This is a genomic window from Pseudomonas sp. UMAB-08 (assembly GCF_900095225.1).
Lineage (GTDB): Bacteria > Pseudomonadota > Gammaproteobacteria > Pseudomonadales > Pseudomonadaceae > Aquipseudomonas.
The window spans coordinates 472,888-490,695 of sequence record NZ_LT607415.1 but is presented as its reverse complement, the minus strand read 5'-3'; the positions used below and the strand labels follow the sequence as shown (position 1 = coordinate 490,695).

Genomic DNA, 17,808 nt, shown 5'->3' with positions numbered 1-17,808 from the left:
GCCAGCAGATTCAAACCGGACGAGTGCAAAGCGCTGAGTACAGGATTCACCCCTGAGGTAACACCTCAGTAAGCTTGCGCCGTTTCTTGACACAGTTGCTTGGCGAGCATGCCCAAAGTCATCAGTGCGCGCTCCGCTTCGCGGTTCCACGGGATACCACAGTTGAGCCGAATACAGTGATTGAACTGCTCTGTATTGCTAAAAATAAGCCCCGGCGCAATGCTGATTCCCTGCTCCAGGGCTCGCACATGCAATTCCTGGGTGTTAACCCGCCCCGGCAAGCTCACCCACAGAATAAATCCTCCCGTTGGCCGACTCATTTGAGTTCCTTCCGGGAAATATTGCTGCACCGCCAACTGGAACGCGCTCAAGTTTTTGCGGTATTCCAGGCGAATGAACCTTAAATGCCGGTCATAACCGCCGTTTTCCAGATAAGCAGCAACGCCCATTTGGGTGACGCTGCAGGCTGAATGGGTACTGAATGTCTGTAATCGCTGGATTTCCGCTTGATACTTTCCGGCAATCGTCCAGCCGATACGCACACCGGGCGCCAAGGTCTTGGAAAAACTCGAGCAATAAATCACCCTGCCCAGCCGGTCAAAGGCCTTCAACGCCTTGGTTCGCCCGAGCTCAAACATCAGCTCGCCATAAATGTCGTCTTCCACAATCTGAATATCAAAATCCGAGGCGAGTCGCAGCAGATGCTTCTGCCGCTCTTCAGGCACGGTCCCACCCAATGGATTGCTCAGACGCGATGTCATCACCAACGCCTTGATCGACCACTGGTTGGCCGCCAGTTGCAACGCTTCAAGGCTGATGCCGGTGGCAGGATCACTCGGAATCTCGATGACCTTGAGCCCCAGAAGGTCGGCCATTTGCAGCAAACCATAATAGGTGGGCGACTCAGTCGCGATCAGATCACCGGGCCGGGTCAGTACCCGCAAGGACATTTGCAACGCATCGACACAACCGTGGGTAATCACTACCTCGGACGGATCGACCACCACCCCGGCATCGCGCATACGAATGGCAACCTGACGACGCAACGGCTCGAAACCGGGACTGAACATATAGCTGAAAGCGCGCGGGCTCTGAAAGCGCGTCACTTTTGCCAACTGCTGGTGCAGCGCCCGAACTGGCAGATAGTCTACGTGAGGCACCGCAGCCCCTAACGGAAACACACCTTCGCGGCGTGATTCGACTAAAACCTGCTGGATAATGCTACTGCGAGTGACCAGACCAGGACGTTCTACGCGAGCGATGTCCGGGGTGGGCGCAGTCAGCGCCGGCGTCTGGTGCACGTAATAACCCGACTGCGGACGCGCCCGGATCAAACCTTGATCTTCAAGGTTTGCATAGGCCTGCAACACCGTTGCATGGCTGACATTGAGCTGCGAACTCATTTTGCGAACAGAGGGCACGCGCTCACCGGGTTGATAGACACCCCGGCGAATATCCTCAGCCAGTTGCTGAGCAATGCGTTGATAAAGTAGAAGATTGGTCATGACGCGGCCCTCGATGCTGCTGACAACTTATTTTTATAAAGTGTTCAAGACGGGTGACTACCGTAACAGTCAGGAAGTGTACGGGGACAGTTTCAAGAAATGATAGCCCTCCTGGGTAGTGATAGAACAATTCCATCGAAAAACCCGCTATCCATCCCAATTTTTACTCAAAAAAACCCGGCACCTTGCGGTTACCGGGTTTTTTAACGAGAACGCTTAGCGCGCCGCCCCCAAATGGCCTTTGTCGTCGGAGAATACGATTTCAACCCGACGATTCTGCGCCCTTCCGCGCTCCGAAGCGTTCGCGTCGACAGGGAACTCATCCCCATAGCCTTCGACCTGAAGACGCTTCTCGTCAATGCCCAGATCCATCAGCAAATCAGCCACCGACTGCGCCCGATCCCTGGAAAGCTGAAGGTTTTCCTGCTTGCCGCCCGTGCTGTCGGTATAGCCCTCGATCCGCACGACACGCTTGGGATTAAGCTGGAGAAATTGCACCAACTTGAGCACCGTGCGATTGGCCGAACTTTTTAGCTCTGCGTTTCCCGTATCAAATAGAACGTCGCCCAAGGTCATGACCAGACCGCGATCGGTCTGGATGGTGGCCAAGGCAACCATCTGCTCCTCCAGCCATTTGCCTTGCTGCTGCACACTGGATAATTTGGCTTCACGCAACGCAAGTTGCAGGCGTTGACGGTCTAGCTCCGACTTGGCCAACTGTTCCTGATTGAGCATCAGGTTCGTGTGTTCGCGAGCAATTTCGCTGTAGCGGCGGCTAAGGTAAGCGTAATGGCTGACGTCTGCGCCACTGCCCCAATAGCCGGACAAACGCTCGGCACGCCCTAACAATTCGCCGGCACGGATAACATCCTTGGGGGCGCCGCGCAGAACGTTGGTATCTTCCCTGACTTTCTGGAAGTCGACACTGGCTTGCTGCACTGCACGCTCGCTGTCCTGATGCCCTGCACAACCGTAAAGGCCTGCCGAACCCAGCAGCATGGCTACGCCGATGATACGAGGGATACGACTCACTGAGCGACTCACTGAACGCCTCCCACTTGCTTACGCAAACGATTGAGGCGAGTGTTCATCTGCGTTATTTGCTCCTGACTCTTCTGGGTCAGGACGCGCGCTTCGGCGAGCCGCGCATCGAGTTCCGACTGCTCGGCCTGCATGCGCGCCTCTTTGAATGACTGGTCGGCCATGTCGGCGCGAGCCTGAATCAGTTTTGATTGGGCCAGTGTCAGCTCTGGTATTTCTTCGGTGGCACCCACCGCTTTGGCTTGCTCCACTGCTTGCTCGGTCAGTCGTAACTGTTCGATCGGTGCCGGATCGTTGGCACAGCCGACCAGAGCAGCAAAGGCTGTGGCGGCGAATAAAGCTCGAATACTCACGAAAACATTCCTACTTGTTTGGGGCGCTGGCCGGCAGCAGCAACTGCGCTTTCCAGAGTTCCAGATTGCGCTTCACCGCCTCGCCTGACAGGCCGGAGGCGGCCGATTCTGTCATCTTTTTAGCCAGCTGTCCGCGCAACCAAGGATCATTGCAGGCTGAATTGAATGACAACGCCAGGTACAGCCCCGGTTTATCCAGTGGCAAAGGCTGCGCAATCAGGTCCGCCGACACCCCCAACGCCTGGACCATCGCCAGCCCGGCGTAACGCCCCGCCAGTACATATTCAACCTGCCCCAGGATCAATTTTTGAAACGCCTGGGTCAGACTCTCGGTGCGCTCCAGTTTCAGATGCTCACTGACTAGCGCCTCAAAGGGTTGCGTGAGGCGAATTTTGTTCGATACCGCGCCCGGGTGATCGCGCAGGTCGGCGAGCACATTGAACGGCTGCGCATGATCATGTCGAGTCCAGACAACGATTTCGTTCTGGGTGATCGAAGGATGAATGTAATCGAGCGATTCAAGCTCCGACGACTTCAACGGTGCGTCGGCCAACAGGTCCATGCGCCCACTGCGCACTTCTTCCAGCGCCTGACTGCGCTTACCTGCATACAGCAACTCTACTTTCAGGCCCAATTCCTGCGCAGCTTGCTTGAGCAGGTCGGCATTGGCGCCCATCAGGTGCTTCGGATCCTGGGGGTCACGCCATAGATAAGGCGGCGCATCGGGGCTGCCTGTCACGATCAGACGCTCACATTTGCCGGCGGCGAAACTCAGTGATGGCAGCATGAACACGCCTAAAAGAAGCGATGGCAATAGCAGCCGAGGCCTGCTCATAGGTCAATCCTTAATCGAATCCAATAAAAAACCCGCTCATCGAAGGCCATGGGAATCTGCGGCGTAGCGCAATTTCACATAGCCCGAAATGAACGGGTTCTCTTTATAAGTGAAGAGCCTGGATTAAACCAGCTTCTCAAACTCAGGTATGGCTTCGAACAAATCAGCAACCAGGCCGTAATCAGCCACCTGGAAGATCGGCGCTTCTTCGTCCTTGTTGATCGCAACGATCACTTTGGAGTCTTTCATACCGGCCAAATGCTGGATCGCGCCGGAAATACCGACCGCAATGTACAGCTGTGGCGCAACGATTTTGCCGGTCTGACCGACCTGCATGTCGTTCGGTACGAAACCTGCGTCGACTGCGGCGCGCGAAGCACCCACCGCAGCGCCCAGCTTGTCGGCCAAGGCGTACAGGTGCTTGAAGTTCTCGCCATTCTGCATGCCACGACCGCCGGAAACGACGATTTTGGCAGCGGTCAGTTCTGGACGATCGGACTTGGCCAGTTCTTCGCTAACGAAGGTGGACTTGCCAGCATCGTGAGCAGCCGAAACTGCTTCAACTGCAGCGGAACCGCCTTCAGCAGCAACCGGATCAAAACCCGTAGCACGCACGGTGATCACTTTGACAGCAGCCGAAGACTGCACTGTCGCAATGGCGTTACCGGCATAGATCGGACGCTTGAAGGTGTCAGCGCTTTCAACGGCTATGATCTCGGAGATCTGGTCAACGTCCAGTTGCGCAGCAACACGCGGCAGGATGTTTTTACCGTTGGACGTAGCAGCAGCCAGGATGTGGCTGTAAGCCTTGCCCAGCTCGGCAACCAGCGGTGCGACGTTTTCCGGCAACTGATGGGCGTAAGCCGCATTATCAGCAACCAACACCTTCGAAACACCGGCGATTTTCGCGGCAGCTTCAGCGATAGCGCCAACGTTGGCACCGGCCACCAGTACGTGAATATCACCACCGATTTTTACAGCGGCAGCCACGGTGTTCAGGGTTGCCGGGGCAACGACACCATTTTCATGTTCAGCAATAACCAAGATAGTCATTTAGATTACCTTCGCTTCGTTTTTCAGTTTCTCGACCAGTTCAGCCACCGACTTGACCTTGATGCCTGCGCTGCGAGTAGCCGGCGCTTCAACTTTCAGGGTTTTGGTCGTGGAGGCGGTAGAAACGCCCAAAGCGTCCGGAGTCAGCACTTCAAGAGGCTTCTTCTTGGCTTTCATGATGTTTGGCAAGGAGGCGTAGCGTGGCTCGTTCAGACGCAGGTCTGTGGTCACGATCGCTGGCAGGCTCAGGGACACAGTCTGCAGGCCGGCGTCGACTTCACGCGTGACGCTGACTTTGTCGCCAGACACTTCGACTTTAGAGGCGAAGGTGCCCTGGGCGTAGCCGCTCAGTGCAGCCAGCATCTGGCCAGTCTGGTTGTTGTCGCTGTCGATGGCCTGTTTACCCAGGATCACCAACTGCGGTTGTTCTTTGTCGACCACCGCCTTGAGCAGCTTGGCCACCGCCAGGGAATTCAGCTCGTCGGCACACTCAACGAGGATGGCGCGATCAGCACCCAGAGCCAATGCGGTACGCAGTTGCTCCTGAGCGGTGGTCGGACCAATGGAAACGACGACGATCTCGGTCGCAACGCCTTTTTCTTTCAGGCGGACGGCTTCTTCCACAGCGATTTCGCAGAAGGGGTTCATCGACATTTTGACGTTAGCGAGATCGACGCCGGAGTTGTCCGCTTTGACGCGAACCTTGACGTTGTAGTCGACCACTCGTTTGACAGCTACAAGAACCTTCATGGATTCCTCGTTACTCTCCGGTGAAAAGAAAATCGCCCGGGCGGACCTGGCGATTGATACACGTCGGCAAAAAGGACACCTCTAAAAACAACTGTACTGCGTTCACAACGCTTTTTAGAGGTGCCCTTGAAACCAGCGGTCAGCCTACGGCGAGCGCAAAACCGCCCGTATCTTGACCGGAACGTCTTTTCTGGTCAATACGCCAAAATGGTCAGATATGAGCAGCGCGTCTTTGATTTATCTGGCTTCCAGCAAATTCAAACAAACGTTTGTATTGGACCTGAGCGATGGTCCAGATATAATGCGTGCCTTTGCGGCGCGCAGGTCAGCCAATGTTACTCGCGACCCGCGCTAGTTGCTTCATATAAAAAAAACTGTTGAGCCCTGAGTAGGAGATAGCCTGTGGAACGCGAATACATGGAATTCGACGTCGTCATCGTCGGCGCAGGCCCCGCGGGTCTTTCCGCCGCTTGCCGACTGAAACAGAAGGCCGCCGAAGCCGGAAAGGAAATCAGCGTCTGCGTGGTGGAAAAAGGCTCTGAAGTGGGTGCGCACATTTTATCCGGTGCCGTGTTCGAACCTCGCGCCCTGAACGAATTGTTTCCGAACTGGAAAGAACTCGGCGCGCCGCTGAACACCCCGGTCAAGCGCGACGATATCTTCGTACTCAAAAGTGCCGACAGCGCAACTAAAGTACCCAACCTCTTTGTGCCTAAAACCATGCACAACGAAGGTAACTACATCATTTCCCTGGGCAATCTGTGCCGCTGGCTGGCTCAGCAGGCTGAAAACCTGGGTGTCGAAATCTACCCGGGCTTCGCCGCCCAGGAAGCATTGTTCGACGAGAACGGTGTGGTCCGCGGGATCATTACCGGCGACCTGGGCGTTGACCGTGAAGGCCATCCTAAAGAGGGTTACTTCACCCCCGGCATGGAACTGCGCGGCAAGTACACGCTGTTCGCCGAAGGTTGCCGTGGGCATATCGGTAAACAACTGCTCAAGCGCTTCAACCTCGATACCGACGCCGATGCGCAGCATTACGGTATCGGCCTCAAAGAAATCTGGGAAGTCGACCCGGCCAAACACGAGCAAGGTCTGGTGGTACACACCGCTGGCTGGCCATTGGACGTAATGGGCACCGAGAACACTGGCGGTTCGTTCCTTTATCACCTGGAAAACAATCAGGTGGTGGTCGGCCTGATCGTCGATCTGTCCTACTCCAATGCGTTCCTGTCACCGTTCGATGAATTCCAGCGCCTCAAGCACCACCCGGTAATCAAGCAGTACCTGGAAGGCGGCAAGCGCATCAGCTACGGCGCACGCGCCATCTGCAAGGGCGGCCTGAATTCGCTGCCGAAAATGGTCTTCCCGGGCGGCGCGCTGATCGGCTGCGACCTCGGCACCTTGAACTTCGCCAAGATCAAGGGCAGCCATACCGCCATGAAATCCGGCATGCTCGCGGCTGATTCGGTGGCTGATGCCCTCTTCGCCGGTAAGGAAGGCGGCGACGAACTGAACACTTACGTTGAGGCCTTCAAAGCCAGCTGGCTCTATGACGAACTGTTCGCCAGCCGTAACTTCGGCCCGGCGCTGCACAAGTTCGGTCCGATCCTCGGCGGTGCATTCAACTTCATCGATCAGAACTTCTTTGGCGGCAAGATCCCGTTCACCCTGCACGACACCAAGCCGGATTATGCGTGCATGAAGCTCGCGGCCGACTCGAAAAAGATCGATTACCCACGCCCCGATGGCAAGCTCAGCTTCGACAAGCTCAGCTCGGTATTTCTCTCCAACACCAACCATGAAGAGGAACAACCCTGCCACCTGAAGCTGGCCGATCCGAGCATCCCGATTGGCACCAACTTGCCGCTGTACGACGAACCGGCCCAGCGCTACTGCCCTGCCGGCGTGTATGAAGTGATCACCAAGGAAGACGGCGAAAAACGCTTCCAGATCAACGCGCAGAACTGCGTGCATTGCAAAACCTGCGACATCAAGGACCCTTCCCAGAACATCACCTGGGTAGCGCCTGAAGGCAGTGGTGGTCCGACTTACCCGAACATGTAAGGCTGGCGATCACACATCAAGGCTCCTTTGCAGACTGTGTGAAAACTACTGCGCTCGACAATACTGCGTTAAAAACAGGCTCGGAATGCTCATTTACAACACGTAGACTCCGCTTCCTCGCCTGTTTTTGCCTTGTCTTGCCTTCGCTCGCTACGTTTTCACACAGCCTGTTCGGAGCCTTTTTGTTGAGTCTGAAAAACCTCCGGTCCGCACCTGAACGATCAGCATCATGGATGCGCGCCAATCACTTCGTCTCCAGGGCTGTGTTCAAAGTAGCGCTTATATTCCCGACTGAATTGCGACGTGCTTTGATACCCCACGCGCAGGGCAACCTGCGCCACGCCGATGCCTTCGGCGATCAACATCCGTTGCGCCTTGAGCAGCCGTAGGCGCTTCAGGTACTGCACCGGGGACAATAGGGTGCCGCGCTTGAAGTGTTCATGGAAGGTCGAGGCACTCATGTTTGCGCAGCGAGCCAGGGTCTCGACGCTGAGCGGCTCGGCATAGTGCGTATGCAAATGGCTCAACGATGCAGCAACACGGGCGAACGGCCCTTGCTGCTCGACCAACGCCCGCAACACACTGGCCTGAGGGCCACGCAGCGCGGCATACAGCACCTCACGCAAACGCGTGCGGCCCATGATCTGACATTCCATCGGATCATGCAGGCACCGCAACAAGCGCTCGACACTTTCGCGCATGCCCGCGTCAAGCTCGGCGGAGCTCATGGACTCCAGGGTCTGGGGTTGAGTGTCACGCCCCGGCATTAGCCCCATGGCCAGCACCAACTCCCCCAGCATGCTCCGGTCAATGCCAATCGCGACGCCGAGCAACGGCACTTCGGGCGTGGCAAAGGTTTCGCACTCGAAGGGCATCGACAACGCCTGAACCAGATATCGTCCAGCGCCATATTCCAGAGTGCGCGGCCCCAGGTAGGCCAGTTTGCTGCCTTGGGCAATGATCATCAGGCTCGGCTCGTAGATCTGTGGGCAACGCGCCACATTGCTTCGGGCCGAGACAATCTGCACCTCAGGCAATAGCGTCGGCAGAAATCCCGGACGAGTGGCGAGCGGCCGAATCAACGAGACCAGTGTTGCGTTGGCATCAACGTGGCGGGTCAACAACATGGGAATCCAGCTTCGCAAGAGGAATAGACAGCGCCATCATCGCAGATCCGCCCAACAAAACAGCCAATCAGCGCTGATGCCGGAGGAATAGGCAAGATAGCCGGAGGAATGACCATGGCCGGTCATGCCATGCACGGGGACAATGGTTCGCATCACCCAGTCATTGTTTTGCGAGGTTCACTATGTATAAAGCCATCGGTTACGCCGCCCAGTCGGCCACCGCCCCCCTCGCCCCCATGAACTTCGAACGCCGCAGCCCTCGGGCCGATGACGTGGCCATCGAGATTCTCTACTGCGGCGTCTGCCACTCCGATATCCACCAGGCGCGCAACGAATGGGGGATCGCCGTCTATCCCTTGATGCCAGGCCACGAGATCGTTGGCAAGGTGACCGCTGTCGGTGCAGACGTCAGCCGCTACAAAGTCGGCGATAAGGTCGGGGTCGGTTGCATGGTCGATTCCTGCCGCCAGTGCGAAGCCTGCAAGGCTGACCTGGAGCAGTATTGCCTGGAAGGGCCGACTCAGACTTACGCATCGAAAGACCGCGTCGACGGCAGCATCACCATGGGTGGTTACTCCGACAGCATCGTGGTCAGCGAGCGATTCGTCGTGCGCATTCCAGAGAAACTGGACCTGGCCAGCGCGGCGCCAATTCTGTGCGCCGGGATCACCACGTACTCGCCACTCAAGCACTACAACGTGAAACCGGGCGACAAGGTCGGCATTCTCGGCATGGGCGGCCTGGGTCACATGGGCATCAAATTCGCCAAAGCCATGGGCGCCGAAGTGACCCTGTTCACCCGCTCCGAGGCCAAGGCTGAGGAAGGCCGTCGTCAGGGCGCCGACCATGTAATTGTTTCAACCGACGCCAAACAGATGGCAGCAGCAGCCGGCCATTTCGACTTCCTGCTGGACACCATTCCGGTGCAACACGACCTCAACCCCTACCTGCAGACCCTGCGTTTCGACGGTGTGCATATTCTGGTCGGGCTGGTCGAGCCGGTGGAACCCCCAGTGCATTCGGCCAACCTGGTCACGAAACGTCGGGTGCTGGCAGGCTCGATGATCGGCGGCATGGCGGAAACCCAGGAAGTCCTGGACTTCTGCGCCGAGCATGGCATCACCTGCGACATCGAGATGCTCGACATCCGCAACATCAACGACGCCTTTACCCGAGTGGTCGCGGGCGACGTGAAGTACCGTTTCGTCATCGATATGGCGAGTTTGAAAGCCTGAATCAGGCTTTGGCCCCTAACTCGGCCGAGAGTCGCGCTGCAGTCTGTTTGATCAGCGGGATCAGCTCGGCCATTTTCTCCAGGGGCATGTAAGGCACGGTACTGGCAATACTGATGCCGGCAACGATTCGGTTGCTGGCATCACGTACCGGCGCGGCAACACAGCGAATCGACGGTTCGTTGTCCTCCAGATCAAACGCATAGCCGCCCGCGACATAGTCCAGCATTCGCTGCCAGAACTGTTCCCAGGACTGCTCCTGATGCTGCGGCCACACCATAGATTTTCCGCCGACTGGCAAGCTGATCTGATACAGACGCTGCCACTCGTCCTGCGTGCAATCAATCATCAACGCCTTGCCAATCCCGGTGCGCGCCAACGGCATACGGTGACCGACCCGCGAGCGCATTTCGGGACCATTGCGGCCCGGGTTTTTGTGCAGATACAACACGTCATCACCCTCACGAATCGCCAAGTGCACGGTATCCCCGGTCAGCGCTGACAACTCGTCGAGATACGGACGCGCCAACATTGCCAGCGGCACTTCCTCACGGGCCTGAAAACCCAGCTCGATCAGCTTTGGCCCGAGCAGGTAACCCACCTGTGGCAAGACCCGCAGATAACGTTCCTCCACCAGACAACTGACCAGACGATGGGTCGTGCTGCGCGTGGTGCCGATAACCCGGGCAATTTCCTTGAGGTCACGGGCACCGCTGGCCACGGCCTGAACCACGCCAAGCCCACGCAGCAGGGTTTGGGTACCGGTTGGCGCGACGTCCTTGGTGGCGTTGCTTATCGCAGGGTTGAGTGAATCGTGCTGCATATCACGCCTTATCCAGTCAGAAAGCTGACGGCATTATTGTCGCCAGCTTGCCTCGGTTACAACTCGATGCGCTCGACCTTCCCCACCAACAGGATGTACGACAGCGCGCCCACCAGCGCCAACACGGCTACGTAGGTGATCGCGGGGGCAAAGGAATCCCCTGTTGCCAGAAAACCGATCACGATGGGCGTGGTGATCGCCGCCAGGTTGCCGATGAAATTGAAGGTGCCGCCGGTCAATCCCAGCAATCGGGCGGGCGCCAGAGTCGACACCAGCGACCAAGTGATCGACGCCAGCCCGTTACCGAAGAACGCCAGCGCGAGGAAGGCGATCACCAGCGGTGTCGACTCGACGTAGTTGGCGCCAATGATTGAGGTTGAAATCAACAGCCCGCCAATAATCGGCAACTTGCGGGCAAAACCGACACTGTTGCCGCGACGGATCAACCAATCGGAGAAGAAACCCGAACAAAGCACACCAATGAACGCGGCAAGAAAAGGCAGTGAGGCCAGTAAACCGGATTTGATGAAGTCCATCCCACGGTACTTCACCAGGTACGTCGGGAACCAGGTCAGGAAGAACCACAGCGTCGAGTTCAGACAGAACTGGCCCAGATAGATGCCCCAGAGCTTGCGCTTGCTCAGGACGATCCCCAGATCTGGCCAACTGAAGCCGCGTTTGTTTTTCTCGGCATTGGTCTGGATATCCACCAGCCCGCCCCCGTCGCGAATCAACTCGATTTCCGCCTGATTGACGCCTTTGAAATCACGCGGCTCGCGATAGACCAGAAACCACACCAGTGCCCAGATGACACCCACGGCACCGGTGCTGACGAAAACCATGTGCCAGCCATACTGCGCCTGCAACCAGGCCAGAACCGGCGTTAGAAATGCCAACCCGACAAATTGCCCGGACGTATAAAACCCAATCGCCGTCGCCCGCTCACGCTCCGGGAACCAAGTAGTTACCACGCGGCTATTGATCGGATAAGCCGGCGCTTCCAGGGCGCCTACCGCCATACGCAGAACAAACAGTGCGATAAAGCTGGCCGCGAAGCCGAGCATGATGGTCGCCAGTGACCACAGCAACAGCGCGACGGCATAGAGAATCCGCGGCGGTACGCGGTCCACCAGCCAGCCGCCGGGGATCTGCATGGCGGCGTAGGTCCAGCCGAAAGCAGAGAAGATCAAACCGACATGAATCGGATCGATCCCCAGCTCCGTGGTCAGGGCCGGTGCGGCAATCGACAGGTTGGCGCGATCCAGGTAGTTGATCACTACCGTAATGAACAACAGCACCATGATGAAAAAACGCTTACGGGTCGGCGTCACTAACGACGCCTTTCCTGCGAAGGTCTGAGGTTGCATGGGGTGCCTCTTATTATGGTTATTTGAGGACAACACGGAACGGGGGGGCTACTGAATCACCACTCGGCAAAACTGCCGTCGGCATGGCGCCAGATCGGGTTGCGCCAGCGATGACCGATGGCGGCGCGTTCCTTGACGTATTCTTCGTTGATTTCGATGCCCAGACCCGGGCCGTTGGGGATCTTCACGAAGCCTTTGTCGTAGTCGAATACTTCCGGGTTTTTGATGTAATCGAGCAGGTCGTTACTTTCGTTGTAATGGATACCCAGGCTCTGCTCCTGGATAAACGCGTTGTAGCAAACCGCATCCAGTTGCAAACAGGCAGCCAGGGCAATCGGCCCCAGCGGACAATGCAGCGCGAGGGCGACATCGTAGGCTTCAGCCATGTTGGCGATTTTGCGGGTTTCGGTAATCCCGCCTGCGTGCGAGGCATCGGGCTGAATGATGTCGACGTAGCCTTCGCTCAGGACGCGCTTGAAGTCCCAGCGCGAAAACAAACGCTCACCCAAGGCAATCGGGGTGCTGGTCAGGGGCGCCAACTCCTTGAGCGCTTCATAGTTCTCGCTGAGCACCGGCTCTTCGATGAACATCAACTTGTACGGATCGAGTTCCTTCATCAGCACTTTGGCCATGGGTTTGTGCACCCGGCCATGGAAGTCGACGCCAATGCCGACGTTAGGCCCGACGGCATCCCGCACGGCGGCGACGTTGGCCAGTGCCAGGTCGACTTTTTCGAAGGAGTCGAGGAACTGCAACTCCTCGGTGCCGTTCATCTTGATGGCGGTAAAACCACGGTCCACGGCCTCTTTGGCAGCGCGAGCGGTGTCGGCTGGGCGATCACCGCCGATCCAGGAATATACGCGGATCTTGTCGCGCACCTGACCGCCAAGCAAATCGCTGACCGACACCCCCAGGGCCTTGCCCTTGATGTCCCACAACGCCTGATCAATCCCGGCCAAGGCGCTCATGTGCACCGCTCCACCCCGATAAAAACCGCCGCGATAGAGCACGGTCCAGATGTCCTCGATGTTGCGCGGGTCCTTGCCAATCAGGTAATCGGACAATTCATCCACCGCCGCAGCGACCGTGTGCGCACGGCCTTCGACCACTGGCTCGCCCCAACCGGTCACGCCTTGGTCGGTCTCGATTTTCAGGAACAACCAGCGTGGAGGAACAATAAACGTCGTGAGTTTGGTGATTTTCATGTGTGCGCTCTCTTATTGGAGGCGACGCTCAGGGCGCCGATCAGCTCAGCTCAATTGATTCCATGCAGACATGTAGGCATCGGCGCGCTCGGCAACCTCAGCGGCGCTCATCCCCGGTTTGAACAGCCCGGAGCCAAGACCGAAACCGGACACACCGGCGTCGATAAAGACCTGCATGTTGTCCGGGGTAATACCGCCCACCGGGATCAGTGCGGTACCGGCCGGCAATACAGCGAGGAAGGCCTTGACCACTGCCGGGCCCATTTGCTCGGCAGGGAACAGTTTGAGTACATCCGCGCCCTCAGCCAGTGCGGCGAAGGCCTCGGTCGGCGTGGCAACACCCGGCGACAAGTACAAGCCTGCTGCTTTGGCGGCACGCAACACCTTGGGATCGCTGTGCGGCATGACGATCACTTGACCGCCCGCCTCTTTGACCAGCCCCACTTGCTCAGACGTCAACACCGTGCCGGCGCCGATCAGGCAATCGGCGGGCAACGTCGCGCGCAGAATACGGATGCTGTCGTAAGGCTCAGGTGAGTTAAGCGGCACTTCGATGACGCGAAAACCAGCTTGATACAACACCTCACCGATGGACGCCGCCTCTTCAGGACGCAGACCACGAAGAATCGCGATCAAACCGTTTTTAGCCAGTGTTTGTTTAAGCATGTCAGACCTCTGCAAGAGTGGGCTTGAGCAAGTTGGCCTGTACCGCCAATTGCCATAAACCGCGTTCGGTGGCCTGTTCGGCCACGGTCACCTGAGCGAAACCGCAGGCGGCCAGCGCACGTGAATAACGCGCGCACAGCTGGCTATTGCCGATCAGGATGATGGGAGGGAGGTGTTCGCGGGCCCGCCGCTGCAAGGCGACAAGCGCGACCAATTCGTGACCGATCAACTGGCCAGACAGATAGTCGGACTGAGCGGTGGCGCTGAGTTCGCCGGTCAGGCCAAGGGTCCGACAGCTGAATATCGTCGACAGCAGCCCGGCTGCACCGTCGGCAGACCCTGCGACAGCGACGCCGCGATCAAATGCCTCGGCGTCGAACGCCTCGCTGTGCTGCAGGGTTCGACCGAGGATGGTGTGTGCACTCAGGGCGGCATAGACCTCGCCCGTCATGAACGTATCGAAATGCACGATGCAGCCATCGGCGACCTGCACCCATTTCGAGTGACTGCCAGGCAGGCCGATCAACAGTGGGTCGTGATTTTTTTCGGCGGGCAAGCTGGCGAGAATACCCACGACCTGGGTTTCTTCACCGCGCATCACGTTGGGTAAGGCCGAGCGCTGTAGCACGCCGGGGACAATGTGTATGTCAGTCCCGCGAACACTGCGTACGGTTTGCAGGGCGGCACTCAGACCCGCGACATCCGCAGGGGTTTCCCGGTACACCGCTTCACTCCATCCCTGGGCGCTGCCAACCATGCCGCAGGCGATGACAGGCGTCCCGGGCTGGGCGTCGAGCCAATCACCACACGCCTGATCAAACGCAAGTTCGAATCCGTTGGCACACATCACGCCAGCAATCAGCCGAGGGGCCGTCGGCAACTGCATGATGCCAGCGCTCAGTGAGCGCTGTTCCAGAACCTGGCCCTGTTCCCCGAGCCGATAGGCACGCAGAGAGGTTGTCCCCCAATCGAGCGCGATTAATTGCGCGTGCATCGCTTCACCTGTTTTATTTTTTTGCGAGATAAGTGAGTGCCCGACGACTATAGACCCAAAGTTTGGACTATCTCAATATGTAAATTCACATCCCATATATAGGGACAAGAAAACCACAAATAAAGTGCCGACAAACGCGCCTGTACGCAGCACGTCAGCACTGGCATCATTTCTGCCAAATACGGCATACTGCCTAGGCATTTCCCGCGTTGATCCATCCGCCAATCGGCCCCTGCGCCGAGGGTGGTAACTATCCTGAAATTCTTCGTCCGCTCCCTCCCCGCGTGTTCTCTGGCCTGTTGACGCTTTGTCGCGCACAGGTTTCCAGGGTTGTGGTCGTGCCGTGCGCACTGCGTTTGTGCGGCCATTGTCGCGTTGCCAAAAAAGTCGTCAGACCCACTCCTCATCTGCAAGGACAACTGCCATGAAGCGATTTTTGGTGCTCGATAGTTTTCGGGGGCTGTGTGCCTTGGCGGTGGTGATGCATCACTCCCACGCGCTGCGCAGCTTTACTGAACTGGCGTTTTTCAAGAACGCTAACTACCTCGTCGAGTTCTTCTTCGTCCTCAGCGGTTTTGTGCTTTATCACACCTATGCGAACCGGTTGGGCTCGGTCGAGCAGTTGCGCCGCTTCGTGATCACTCGCACCTGCCGTTTGTACCCGCTGCACGTGGTGATGCTGGCGGTATTCATCGGCTTCGAAGTATTGAAAGTCGTGGTCGAGCGCTACGGAATGTCCTTCAACGCCCCGAGTTTCACCGGCGCCCGGGCGCCCGACGAGATTGTGCCGAACCTACTGTTGATTCAGTCCTGGTGGCCGAGTTTCAACGCGCTGTCGTTCAACTACCCGTCGTGGAGCATCAGCGTCGAGTACTACCTGTACCTGATCTTCGGCCTGATCGCCCTGGCCTTGCCGACACAGGCGCGCAAGGTCTTCGCAGCCATCGCGGTACTCGCTTTCCTCGCGCTCTACTTCAAAAGCACGCTGGTAACGGACAATGCGCTGAAAGGCCTGGGCTGTTTTTTTGCGGGGGGCGTCACTTATCGGGTTTACGCAAAACTGCAAAGCCTGCACCTGAGCCCACTGCTTGGCAGCGCGCTTGAGGTGCTGGTTCTGGGTGTGATTTACCTGATCATGATTTACAGCGACACGCCCCAGGATATTCTCCTGAGCCTGCTGTTCTGCGTAGCGATCTGGGTGTTTGCGTTCGAAGCCGGTTGGGTCTCGACGCTGCTGCGCACATCCCTGTTCACCTGGCTCGGCATGCTGTCGTTTTCTATCTACATGACCCACGCAGCGGTGATTTTCGCGATGTCGATCGGGGTGATGATTGTCGCCAAGCTTACCCACCTGCCGCTGCTCATAGACCTCCCCAGCGAAATCGTTGGCGTGGTTATCCGCTACATCGATACCGGTAGCATGGCCCTCGACAACCTGCTGATAATCATTGAGGTGGCGGCGGTGCTGGCTGTTTCGGTGCTGAGCTATCGTCACATCGAATTGCGCGGCATCGCGCTTGGCAAGCGATGGAGCAAGGACCGCTTGACCTCGGCAAGCCTGGCACCACGCCTTCCCGAATGAATTAGCTCGCTACGCTGTCACACTGCGCGCAATAAAAAACCGCTTCTCTAAACGAGAAGCGGTTTTTTTTGAAGCGGCTAACGCATTAACGTTCCAGCAGAATCCGCAACATGCGACGCAGCGGTTCGGCGGCGCCCCAGAGCAACTGGTCGCCAACAGTGAACGCGCCCAGGTATTGCGAGCCCATGTTCAGCTTGCGCAGACGACCCACCGGGATGCTCATTGTCCCGGTCACCGCCGTTGGGCTCAGCTCTTGAATGCTTGCTTCACGGTGGTTCGGTACCAGCTTCACCCAAGGGTTGTGCTGGCTGATCATGCCTTCGATGTCGGCGATTGGCACATCCTTGTTCAGCTTGATGGTCAGCGCCTGGCTGTGGCAACGCATGGAACCTATGCGCACGCAGATACCATCGACCGGGATCGGGTTCTTGAAACGACCCAGGATCTTGTTGGTCTCGGCCTGGCCTTTCCACTCTTCACGGCTTTGACCGTTCGGCAACTCTTTGTCGATCCACGGAATCAAACTGCCGGCCAATGGCACGCCGAAGTTTTCAGTCGGGAAAGCTTCGCTGCGCATGGCTTCGGCAACCTTGCGGTCGATGTCGAGGATCGCGCTGGCCGGGTTGGCCAGGTCGTCGGCCACGGCAGCGTGAGTAGCGCCCATCTGCTTGATCAGTTCACGCATGTTCTGCGCACCGGCACCGGAGGCCGCCTGATACGTCATGACGTTCATCCACTCCACCAGACCGGCTTCGAACAAACCGCCCAGGCCCATCAGCATCAGGCTGACCGTGCAGTTGCCGCCAATGAAGTTCTTGGTCCCCGCATCGAGCTGCTGGTCGATAACCTTGCGGTTTACCGGGTCCAGCACGATCACCGCGTCATCCTGCATACGCAGGCTGGAAGCGGCATCGATCCAGTAACCCTGCCAGCCGGCTTCGCGCAGTTTCGGGAAGACCTCATTGGTGTAGTCGCCACCCTGACAGGTCAGAACCACGTCGAGGGTTTTGAGTTCTTCGATGCTGTAAGCGTCCTTCAGGGGCGCAATATCCTTGCCCACGGCCGGGCCTTGGCCACCGACGTTGGACGTGGTGAAGAACACCGGCTCGATCAGATCAAAATCCTGCTCTTCCAGCATCCGCTGCATGAGCACGGAACCGACCATACCGCGCCAACCGATCAGACCTACACGTTTCATCGCAACTGCA

General features: G+C 57.7%; 16 protein-coding genes. 3 read left to right on the top strand and 13 right to left on the bottom strand.

The genetic code is table 11. From position 1 onward, the window contains the following. Positions 1-65 precede the first annotated feature (65 nt). The 6 genes from K0F75_RS05345 to K0F75_RS05320 all read right to left on the bottom strand — a co-directional run bounded on the left by K0F75_RS05345 (position 66) and on the right by K0F75_RS05320 (position 5,537). The gene (locus K0F75_RS05345) at positions 66-1,505 is read right to left on the bottom strand and encodes a PLP-dependent aminotransferase family protein (RefSeq protein WP_219060797.1); all 1,440 of its coding nucleotides are present in this window, start codon (positions 1,503-1,505) and stop codon (positions 66-68) included. Between the two features lie 216 nt (positions 1,506-1,721). Further along, positions 1,722-2,504: an OmpA family protein gene (locus K0F75_RS05340; protein ID WP_374028603.1), complete on the bottom strand. Its 783-nt coding sequence runs from the start codon at positions 2,502-2,504 to the stop codon at positions 1,722-1,724. A gap of 41 nt (positions 2,505-2,545) precedes the next feature. Further along, positions 2,546-2,899: a DUF4398 domain-containing protein gene (locus tag K0F75_RS05335; protein WP_219060795.1), complete on the bottom strand. Its 354-nt coding sequence runs from the start codon at positions 2,897-2,899 to the stop codon at positions 2,546-2,548. A gap of 10 nt (positions 2,900-2,909) precedes the next feature. Further along, on the bottom strand, positions 2,910-3,734 hold the full coding sequence (locus K0F75_RS05330) for an ABC transporter substrate-binding protein (protein ID WP_219060794.1): 825 nt from the start codon (positions 3,732-3,734) through the stop codon (positions 2,910-2,912). A 123-nt stretch (positions 3,735-3,857) separates the two neighbouring features. Next, on the bottom strand, positions 3,858-4,787 hold the full coding sequence (locus K0F75_RS05325) for an electron transfer flavoprotein subunit alpha/FixB family protein (protein WP_219060793.1): 930 nt from the start codon (positions 4,785-4,787) through the stop codon (positions 3,858-3,860). Next, positions 4,788-5,537, bottom strand: coding sequence for an electron transfer flavoprotein subunit beta/FixA family protein (locus K0F75_RS05320; protein WP_219060792.1), 750 nt, complete (start codon positions 5,535-5,537; stop codon positions 4,788-4,790). It lies immediately after the preceding gene. A 402-nt stretch (positions 5,538-5,939) separates the two neighbouring features. Between K0F75_RS05320 and K0F75_RS05315 the strand changes: the two genes are divergently transcribed. Next, the gene (locus K0F75_RS05315; RefSeq protein ID WP_219060791.1) at positions 5,940-7,604 is read left to right on the top strand and encodes an electron transfer flavoprotein-ubiquinone oxidoreductase; all 1,665 of its coding nucleotides are present in this window, start codon (positions 5,940-5,942) and stop codon (positions 7,602-7,604) included. A 227-nt stretch (positions 7,605-7,831) separates the two neighbouring features. Here K0F75_RS05315 and K0F75_RS05310 read toward each other — a convergent pair whose 3' ends face one another. After that, the gene (locus K0F75_RS05310; RefSeq protein WP_219060790.1) at positions 7,832-8,731 is read right to left on the bottom strand and encodes an AraC family transcriptional regulator; all 900 of its coding nucleotides are present in this window, start codon (positions 8,729-8,731) and stop codon (positions 7,832-7,834) included. 182 nt (positions 8,732-8,913) lie between these two features. Here K0F75_RS05310 and K0F75_RS05305 point away from each other — a divergent pair, with 182 nt between their 5' ends. After that, positions 8,914-9,966 (top strand): NAD(P)-dependent alcohol dehydrogenase, encoded by a 1,053-nt coding sequence (locus K0F75_RS05305; protein ID WP_219060789.1) that lies wholly within the window; start codon positions 8,914-8,916, stop codon positions 9,964-9,966. 1 nt (position 9,967) lies between these two features. Here the strand turns inward: K0F75_RS05305 and K0F75_RS05300 are convergent, their stop codons facing one another. The 5 genes from K0F75_RS05300 to K0F75_RS05280 are packed head-to-tail and all read right to left on the bottom strand — an operon-like array spanning position 9,968 to position 15,018. Next, positions 9,968-10,786 carry an IclR family transcriptional regulator gene (locus K0F75_RS05300; RefSeq protein WP_219060788.1) on the bottom strand — a complete coding sequence of 273 codons (819 nt, stop codon included), beginning with the start codon at positions 10,784-10,786 and terminating at the stop codon, positions 9,968-9,970. Between the two features lie 56 nt (positions 10,787-10,842). Further along, positions 10,843-12,153 carry an MFS transporter gene (locus K0F75_RS05295; RefSeq protein WP_219060787.1) on the bottom strand — a complete coding sequence of 437 codons (1,311 nt, stop codon included), beginning with the start codon at positions 12,151-12,153 and terminating at the stop codon, positions 10,843-10,845. A 56-nt stretch (positions 12,154-12,209) separates the two neighbouring features. Then, positions 12,210-13,358 carry a galactonate dehydratase gene (dgoD, locus tag K0F75_RS05290; protein ID WP_219060786.1) on the bottom strand — a complete coding sequence of 383 codons (1,149 nt, stop codon included), beginning with the start codon at positions 13,356-13,358 and terminating at the stop codon, positions 12,210-12,212. 45 nt (positions 13,359-13,403) lie between these two features. Beyond that, positions 13,404-14,024, bottom strand: coding sequence for a 2-dehydro-3-deoxy-6-phosphogalactonate aldolase (locus K0F75_RS05285; protein ID WP_219060785.1), 621 nt, complete (start codon positions 14,022-14,024; stop codon positions 13,404-13,406). Between the two features lies 1 nt (position 14,025). Next, entirely contained in the window at positions 14,026-15,018 is a 993-nt protein-coding gene (locus K0F75_RS05280; protein ID WP_219060784.1) for a 2-dehydro-3-deoxygalactonokinase, read from the bottom strand. A 424-nt stretch (positions 15,019-15,442) separates the two neighbouring features. Between K0F75_RS05280 and K0F75_RS05275 the strand changes: the two genes are divergently transcribed. Beyond that, positions 15,443-16,600 (top strand): acyltransferase, encoded by a 1,158-nt coding sequence (locus K0F75_RS05275; RefSeq protein ID WP_219060783.1) that lies wholly within the window; start codon positions 15,443-15,445, stop codon positions 16,598-16,600. Between the two features lie 85 nt (positions 16,601-16,685). Here the strand turns inward: K0F75_RS05275 and asd are convergent, their stop codons facing one another. Continuing rightward, complete coding sequence (gene asd, locus K0F75_RS05270) at positions 16,686-17,798, bottom strand: aspartate-semialdehyde dehydrogenase (RefSeq protein ID WP_219060782.1); 1,113 nt, start codon at positions 17,796-17,798, stop codon at positions 16,686-16,688. Positions 17,799-17,808: the final 10 nt, after the last annotated feature.